General features: G+C 70.1%; 6 protein-coding genes. 2 read left to right on the top strand and 4 right to left on the bottom strand.

What is annotated here, in order from left to right:
* From ON27_RS06930 to ON27_RS06940, 3 genes are all read right to left on the bottom strand, one after another.
* The coding region (locus ON27_RS06930; RefSeq protein WP_043721146.1) for a DUF72 domain-containing protein at positions 1–771 on the bottom strand (771 nt) is incomplete at its 3' end.
* Positions 772–792: 21 nt separating this feature from the next.
* The gene (locus ON27_RS06935) at positions 793–2,160 is read right to left on the bottom strand and encodes a purine-cytosine permease family protein (protein WP_043721152.1); all 1,368 of its coding nucleotides are present in this window, start codon (positions 2,158–2,160) and stop codon (positions 793–795) included.
* A gap of 175 nt (positions 2,161–2,335) precedes the next feature.
* Positions 2,336–2,731, bottom strand: a complete 396-nt coding sequence (locus ON27_RS06940; protein ID WP_043721155.1) for a hypothetical protein — start codon at positions 2,729–2,731, stop codon at positions 2,336–2,338.
* A gap of 499 nt (positions 2,732–3,230) precedes the next feature.
* On the opposite strand from ON27_RS06940, the gene ON27_RS06945 reads away from it, so the two are divergent.
* Positions 3,231–4,481 carry a cytochrome P450 family protein gene (locus tag ON27_RS06945; protein WP_043721157.1) on the top strand — a complete coding sequence of 417 codons (1,251 nt, stop codon included), beginning with the start codon at positions 3,231–3,233 and terminating at the stop codon, positions 4,479–4,481.
* 17 nt (positions 4,482–4,498) lie between these two features.
* On the opposite strand, the gene ON27_RS06950 is transcribed toward ON27_RS06945, so the two are convergent.
* The gene (locus tag ON27_RS06950) at positions 4,499–5,701 is read right to left on the bottom strand and encodes a styrene monooxygenase/indole monooxygenase family protein (RefSeq protein WP_043721160.1); all 1,203 of its coding nucleotides are present in this window, start codon (positions 5,699–5,701) and stop codon (positions 4,499–4,501) included.
* Between the two features lie 123 nt (positions 5,702–5,824).
* On the opposite strand from ON27_RS06950, the gene ON27_RS06955 reads away from it, so the two are divergent.
* The coding region (locus ON27_RS06955; RefSeq protein WP_043721162.1) for an ATP-binding protein at positions 5,825–6,896 on the top strand (1,072 nt) is incomplete at its 3' end.

Genomic DNA, 6,896 nt, shown 5'->3' on the forward strand with positions numbered 1-6,896 from the left:
CGGCGCCATCACCTTCGCGTCGTTGTCGAAATAGGTGTACACGTCGCCCGATCCGGCCCACGAACGGATCTTCTCCGCCCACATGTCCAAACCCTCGTCGGTGTATCCGCTGACGTAGAGCTCGTCGTGCCCGTGCAATCGGATATAGACGAAATCGGCGGTGACCTCTTCCAGGAGCGGATATTTGCCCGCCGCGTCGGCGACCACCAATGCGACGTTGTGACGGGTGAGCAATCCGGTGCACGCCGGGGTCACGAAACTCTCGTGCCGTATTTCGAGGGCGTGGCGCATCGGCCGGTCGGCGTCCGTGCTGGTGTACGGGGAGTCGACACGGTGATCGTGCCGCCGCGCGATCTCGGCCGCCGCCTCGGTGCTGCGGGGCAGCCGGGAGAAGAAGGCGTCCAGCACGTCCGCGTCGAATCGGAAGGTCGGCGGCAGTTGCCACAGAATCGGGCCCAGTTTGGACCCGAGCGCCAGCACGCCGGAGGCGAGGAAGTTGGCCAGTGGTTCGTCACCGTCGCGAAGCCGCTTCATGTGCGTGATGAATCGGCTGCCCTTCACCGCGAACACGAAATCGTCCGGGGTCTGCTCCGCCCACCTCAGATAGCTGGACGGGCGTTGCAGCGAATAGAACGAGCCGTTGATTTCGACGCTGTCGAGCCGCTCGGACAGATAGGTCAACTCGCGCTTGTGCGTCAGGCCCTGCGGATAGAACGTCCCGCGCCAGGGCGGGTACACCCATCCCGAGGTGCCGATCCGGATTCGACCCATCCCTCCATGGTGGCGCATTCGTTACGCCGACGCGTTCCGCGCCGCGATCCGCCCCACCGCCCAGGCTGCCGACAGCGCTGCCAGGAACGACAACAGCGAGGCGCTCATCCACGCCTGCCCGGTGAAATGCACCGCCTGCCGCACCCGTTCCCAGAACTCGGTCCAGACACCGGCGTCACCGGGGTTGACCAGTTGATACACCGCGAACCCGGTCAGCCACGCGGCGACCATTCCCCACCGCGCCGGCGCGTCGCTCGCGGTGTTCCACTCGCCGCCCGCACGCAGGAAGAAGTCGGCGACCAGCACCCCGAGCAGGGGAACGAACACCGAGCCGATGAGCCCGAGGAAGCCGAAATAGTTCGCCATGTCCAACCACAGGGCCGCGACCGTGATCAAAGCGCCGAGGCCGATCGAGAGCACCCGGCGGTCCACGCCTGGCGCGAGATTCTGGATCGACACGGCGGTGGAGTAGACATTGGCGAACGATTGGTCCGCCTCGCGCAGCACGAAGACGAAGAAGAACACCGCGCCGAGACTCACCTGAAAGAACGCCGCGTACGGTCCCTGCGACCCGGTCGCCAGCGCCAGCGCGAACAGGCCGAGGACATAGGCGATCACCTGGGTGAGCGCGTAGGAGCCACTGGCCGCGCCGAACGCCGAGCGGCCGGTGCGGGCATGGCGCGTGTAGTCGGCCGCGACCGGCACCCAGGAGATCGAGACGGCCAAGGCGGCATCGGTGGCGATCCAGAACAGGCTCCAGTCGACGCCGAACGGCCCGCCACCGCCGGGGCCGGGGTTCGCCCGCAGGTCGGGCAGACCGGCGCGGAAGAACTGCACATAGAACCAGACCAGGGCGAGCACGACACCGGCGGTCACGAACCTGCGCAGCAGCCGGACCGACCCCAGCGGCCATATCGTGAGTACCGTCGTCAGCACACCCGCGGCTACCACGTAGGGCCACTGCGGGCCGTCGCCGAACAGTTCCGCGGCCGCGTCGCCGATGACGATCAGCTCGAAGGTTCCCCAGCCGAGCAATTGCGCGATGTTGAGCACCGTGGGCAGGTAGCTGAGTTTCGCGCCGAACAGCCCGCGCAGCAGGACCATCGCGGGTTGCCCGGTGCGCGCGCCGGTCAGCGCCGCCGCGCCGAGCATCAGTCCGCCCACCACCGTGCCCAGAACGGTCGCCAGAATGCCCGCGGCGATCGAGATCCGCGCGGCGCCCTCCGCGTCGGGTGCGAGCACCGTGTACGCGCCGGAGAACGCGAAGAGGCTGACGCCCAGATTCGCCCAGAACGCGCTCTGGTCCCAGAACGACAGCACCTTGGGTGCGGGCTGCTCGAGGGTCAGCGGGGCTTCCAGCCCCGCGGTGGCGCGGGTCGACGACGGCATGACGGAAACGCTCTCCCTACGCCGGCATTACCCGGACAGGTTCACGCGGTCGCCGAAGCGTGCGGTCCGCCCTCTCAGCCCGGCCGTGCCCGAGCTCCCGCGGTGGGGTGATTCCGGCGAATAGTACATCCGCACCAGTTTTCCGGAGCGGGACGGCCGGAGGCGGCGCCGCGGGTCAGCCCATGAGGAACGAGGCGGCGAACCAGGCGAGCACGACGAGAACGGCGCCGATCAGCGCACCCGGGAACATGGCCCGACCCTGCCGGGCCGCCATACCCGACAGCAACGCCCCGATGGCGAATCCCAAGATCCCGCCGCCGACCATGATCCAGACGCCCGCACTGGTGTCGACCCGGCACTCCGGCTTGGAATCGCAGATCCCGCCTGCCATCAGAAACCACGGCGCGAGGACCGCCGACATGGCGGCCAGTGTCGCGGGCAGCAGCCACAGCAGTGCGCTGAGTACGAGATCCGCGTTCCGGGGCGGCTCGACCGCCCGTGTCTCGGGCTCGCGCGTCGGATAGCCGGAGGGCGTCGTGCTCTGGGACACCTGGTTGAGGTAACCGTGCATCGTGTCTCGCTATCGCTTGTCGGTGGAGTCGACCGGGCCGATGAAGTTATACACCAGCTCACCCCACGTCGAAGTGCTTGTGTTCCCGTGCATGCGAGCGCGCGGTGGCCCTTCGTTGTCCTGCCGGATCTGCCGTGGCCTCGGGCGGCTGGTAGCGAAAGATAGAGCGCCGTCCGGGATTTCGGCGTCAACCGTGTGCTGGGCCGGTCCGGTCACCGTGCCGGACGACCACTCATCGGGGCGAGTCACGCAGAGGTCCGCTCGGTGGCGGGTACCGAACCGCTTGCCGCGCGCCGGAAGCGGTCGCATCACCGCAGGTCGTGCGCTACTACCGATGTCCGCGACCTACCTACCCGACCATCCTGTGTGTCGATCCGCTCGCGGGCGCGCCGACGCGTCGCATGGGTGCACGGACCGTCCGACAGCGGCGTCGCGACGGTGCGCGTCGAACTCGCCCGAGCGCACTCGCCGAAGACGCTTCTACCGTGGGAGTCACGCGTTGACCACGCACCGAGACCTCGATCAGACCGCGCACCGTCACGGTTCGCCCATCGCCACCGCCACTGCCGCCGAGCGGGTGTCGCTGCACTCCCCGGAATTCGCGGCCGATCCGCATCGCGCCTATCGGGAGATGCGCGCCCGCTACGGCTCGATGGCGCCGGTCGAGCTGGCGCCGGGCGTGCCGGCCACGTTGGTGCTCGGCTATCGCACCGCCGTGCGAATCATGCACGATCCCGAGCATTTTCCCGCCGATCCGCGCACCTGGCAGGCGAACGTCCCGGCCGACTGCCCGGTGCTGCCGGTGTTGAGCTGGCGGCCCAACGCCCTGCGCAGCACGGGCGCCGAACACGCGCGCTACCGCCAAGCCAACACCGCGAGCATCGACGCCGTCGACCTGCACGGCCTGCACGAGGCGGTGGAAGAGATCGCGGTCCCGCTGATCAACGCCTTCTGCGCGTCCGGCAGCGCGGATCTGGTCTCGCAGTACGCGTTTCCGCTCGCATTCGCGGCGATCAACGCCATGCTGGGCTGCCCGACGGAGATCGGCCAGGAGGTCGCCGCCGCGACGGCCGCCGTGTTCGACGGCGTGGACGCCGAAGAAGGCAATCGGATGCTCGCCGCCGCGCTGTCGCGACTGCTCGAGCTCAAGCGCGACCAGCCGGGCGAGGACATCACCACCCGGCTGCTGCGGCATCCGGCAGGCTTGGACGACGCGGAGATGATCCACCAGCTCGTGGTGCTCTACGGCGCGGGCATCGAACCGCTGCAGAACCTGATCATCAACACCTTGCTGCTGATCCTCACCGACGACCGGTTCGGGGGCGATGTCCTGGGCGGTAGCCTGTCCACCCGCGACGCGCTGGACGAGGTGTTGTTCACCGACCCGCCGATGGCCAACTTCTCGGTCACCTATCCGCGTCAGCCGATCCTGATCGATGACGTGTGGTTGCCGGCCCACCAGCCGGTCGTCATCAGCTTCGCGGCCTGCAACAACGATCCGGCGATCAGCGGGCACAACCACACCGGCAACCGGTCGCATCTGGCCTGGGGCGCCGGACCGCACGCCTGCCCCGCCCGCACCCCGGCATATCTGATCGCGCAGGACGCGGTCGACCAGCTGCTCGACGCCTTGCCGGAGCTGCGGCCCGCGGTGCGGGTGCACGAACTGAGCTGGCGGCCGGGGCCTTTCCACCGTGCCCTCGCCGAACTGCCGGTGGTCTTTCCCGGAACACCGCCCTGGCAGCCCTGAGGCCCGCCGGGAAGCGATCAAGACGGCACGCCCGCGGCGAACCGGGCGAGATTGGCCGGTCGCGCGAAGGTGTCGGTGAAGGCGTCGGCCAATGTCGTGTCGTGCTGGGCGGCGAGCATCATCTCCCGCATCGCCGGGGGCGGATCGAGCACCGTCGCGGTCCACCGCGCGGCGGGGTGTGCGACGGCCGTGAGCCACGGCGCGGCCGCCCATTCCATCCAGGCACGGTCGTAGGGACCGTTCGTATCGTGCAGGATCGCTTCGCCGTAGCGGACCGCGCAGTGCACAGCGTTGTTGGCGCCCTGTGCGCCGCCCGGGTCCATCCGGCAGAGGACATCGCCCGCGCCCAGCACCGGCCGGCCCGACGGCAGGGTGCCCACCGGCCTGCGCATGACCGGAGCCACCGCACCCACCAACGTGGCCCCGGCATCGGTCGGTTCGGCGTGCCGGTACCGGTCGGCGATCTCGGCGGGCAGATGCGCCGCGAGCAGTTGCCGGGCCTGCGACCAGCGTTGCGCCGCTGTGCCGTGCTGGTCGAACACGTCCAGGGCGCCGCCCGGCCGCGCCTCGAAAAGCAGCATCTCGCAGCGGCGTTCCTGCCCCGGCCGCCCAGTCAGGCCGGGATAGGAGATCACTTCGCCGTGCTCGGGCAGGGCGGTGTAGGAGCCGAGGCGTTCCGGGTCCGGCTCGACACCGTCCAGGTACAGCACGGCGAGGCGGCGCTGCGGCGCTGCGGGCACGGGCCACGCCGGATCCGGCTCGAAGTGGTCGGCCAGCTCACGCCCCGCCCGGGTCACCACGGTCAACTCGTAGCCGGCGGCGGCGCGATCGATCTCCGGCACCGACGGCGTGGCGACGCGCAGGTCGCCGCCCTCGGCGAGGTACTCGCCGAGCCAGCGCGCGAACACCGTCCGCTGGTCGACGCTCTGCGCGGGGCGGGTGAGTCGTCCGGTCCAGGTGACCACCGCCGCGCCGTCGACGACCATGGTGAACCGGATGCCCTCGATGTTCGGCGCGATGGAGCTCCAGTAACCGAGGCCGAGGTCGGCCTCGAGGTCGAGCGTCGGCGCGAACTTGACCTGGGTGCTGGTGACGGTGCCCGCCAGGATCGCCTCGGCGTCGCGATCGGTCACCAGCGTGACGGGACGGCCGCCGCGCAGCAGGCGATGGGCGAGCGGCAATCCGCATTCGCCCGCGCCGAGTACCAATATCTGTCCCACCGTGGTGTCCTTTCGGTCGTGATATCGACTGCCGCGATAGCGAAATAGTGGGCGCATAGGTGGGTTCGGCGCATCGGTAGAGACCCGCGGACCTTCGAATCGTGGTCCGGCTACGCTGCCCTTGTGTCGGTAGGACGTGCGTCGGGCCCGGGGCTGCCACCCGCGGCCGCCAGCGATTTCGTGGGGCGCGAACGGGAGCTGGAGAAGATCGGGATGGCGCTGCTGGGCGGCACCCGGCTGGTCACGCTGATCGGCGCGGGCGGCATCGGCAAGACCCGGCTCGCGACCGAAGCCGTGCACCGGTTCCACAAAGCCCGGCGCGTGCCCGTGCACTGGGTGCGCCTGGCGCTGCTGTCCCGGGACGCCGACGCCGCGGCGGTGGAGGAGCAGGTCGCTCGCTCCCTGATCGACGCCGACTTCTCCGGCAGGTCGGCGTGGGAGGCGGTGCTCGACACGCTGCGCCGCCGCGACGCGGTCGGACGCACCTTGCAGACGATCCTGGTGATGGACAACTGCGAGCACGTGCTGGACGGTGTGGGCCGGGTGATCGCCGATCTGCTCGACGCCGCGCCCGGACTCACCGTGCTGGCCACCAGCCGTGAGGCGATCGGCTGGGTCGACGAGCAGCTGGTGGCGGTGCCCGCCCTGTCCGAACAGCAGGCTCTCACCCTGTTCCGGGCCCGCGCGGGCCTGACCGGGCACGCCATCGGCGACGACGAGGCCGCCTCGGCCGCGGCGATCTGCCGGCGCGTGCACAACCATCCGCTCTACATTCGGCTGGCCGCCGCACGGCTGGTGCGCCAGCCGCTGGCGATGATCTTGCGCGACCTCAGCGGCGAGGCCGGCGACCGGCGGCTGCGCTGGTCGCCGGGCCCCCGGGTCGGCGCCGACGCGCGGCACCAGGGCATCCGCGACGTCATCGCCTGGTCCTACGACCTGTGCGGGGACAAGGAGCGGCTGCTGTTCGACCGGCTGTCGGTGTTCGCGGCCGGATACGACGTCGATCACGAGAGCGCGGACGCGCCGGTGCTGGATGTCGGCGCCGAGTTGGAGGCGATCGAGGCGGTCTGCGCCGACGACGACCCCAGCGGCCCGGATGGTCTGGCCCGCGCCGAGATCGAGGGCCTGCTCGAGCGGCTGGCGGACCAATCGCTGGTCTCGGTCCACCTGACGGCGACCACGGTGCGCTACTCGC

It is taken from the genome of Nocardia asiatica NBRC 100129 (assembly GCF_000308415.1).
GTDB lineage: Bacteria > Actinomycetota > Actinomycetes > Mycobacteriales > Mycobacteriaceae > Nocardia > Nocardia asiatica.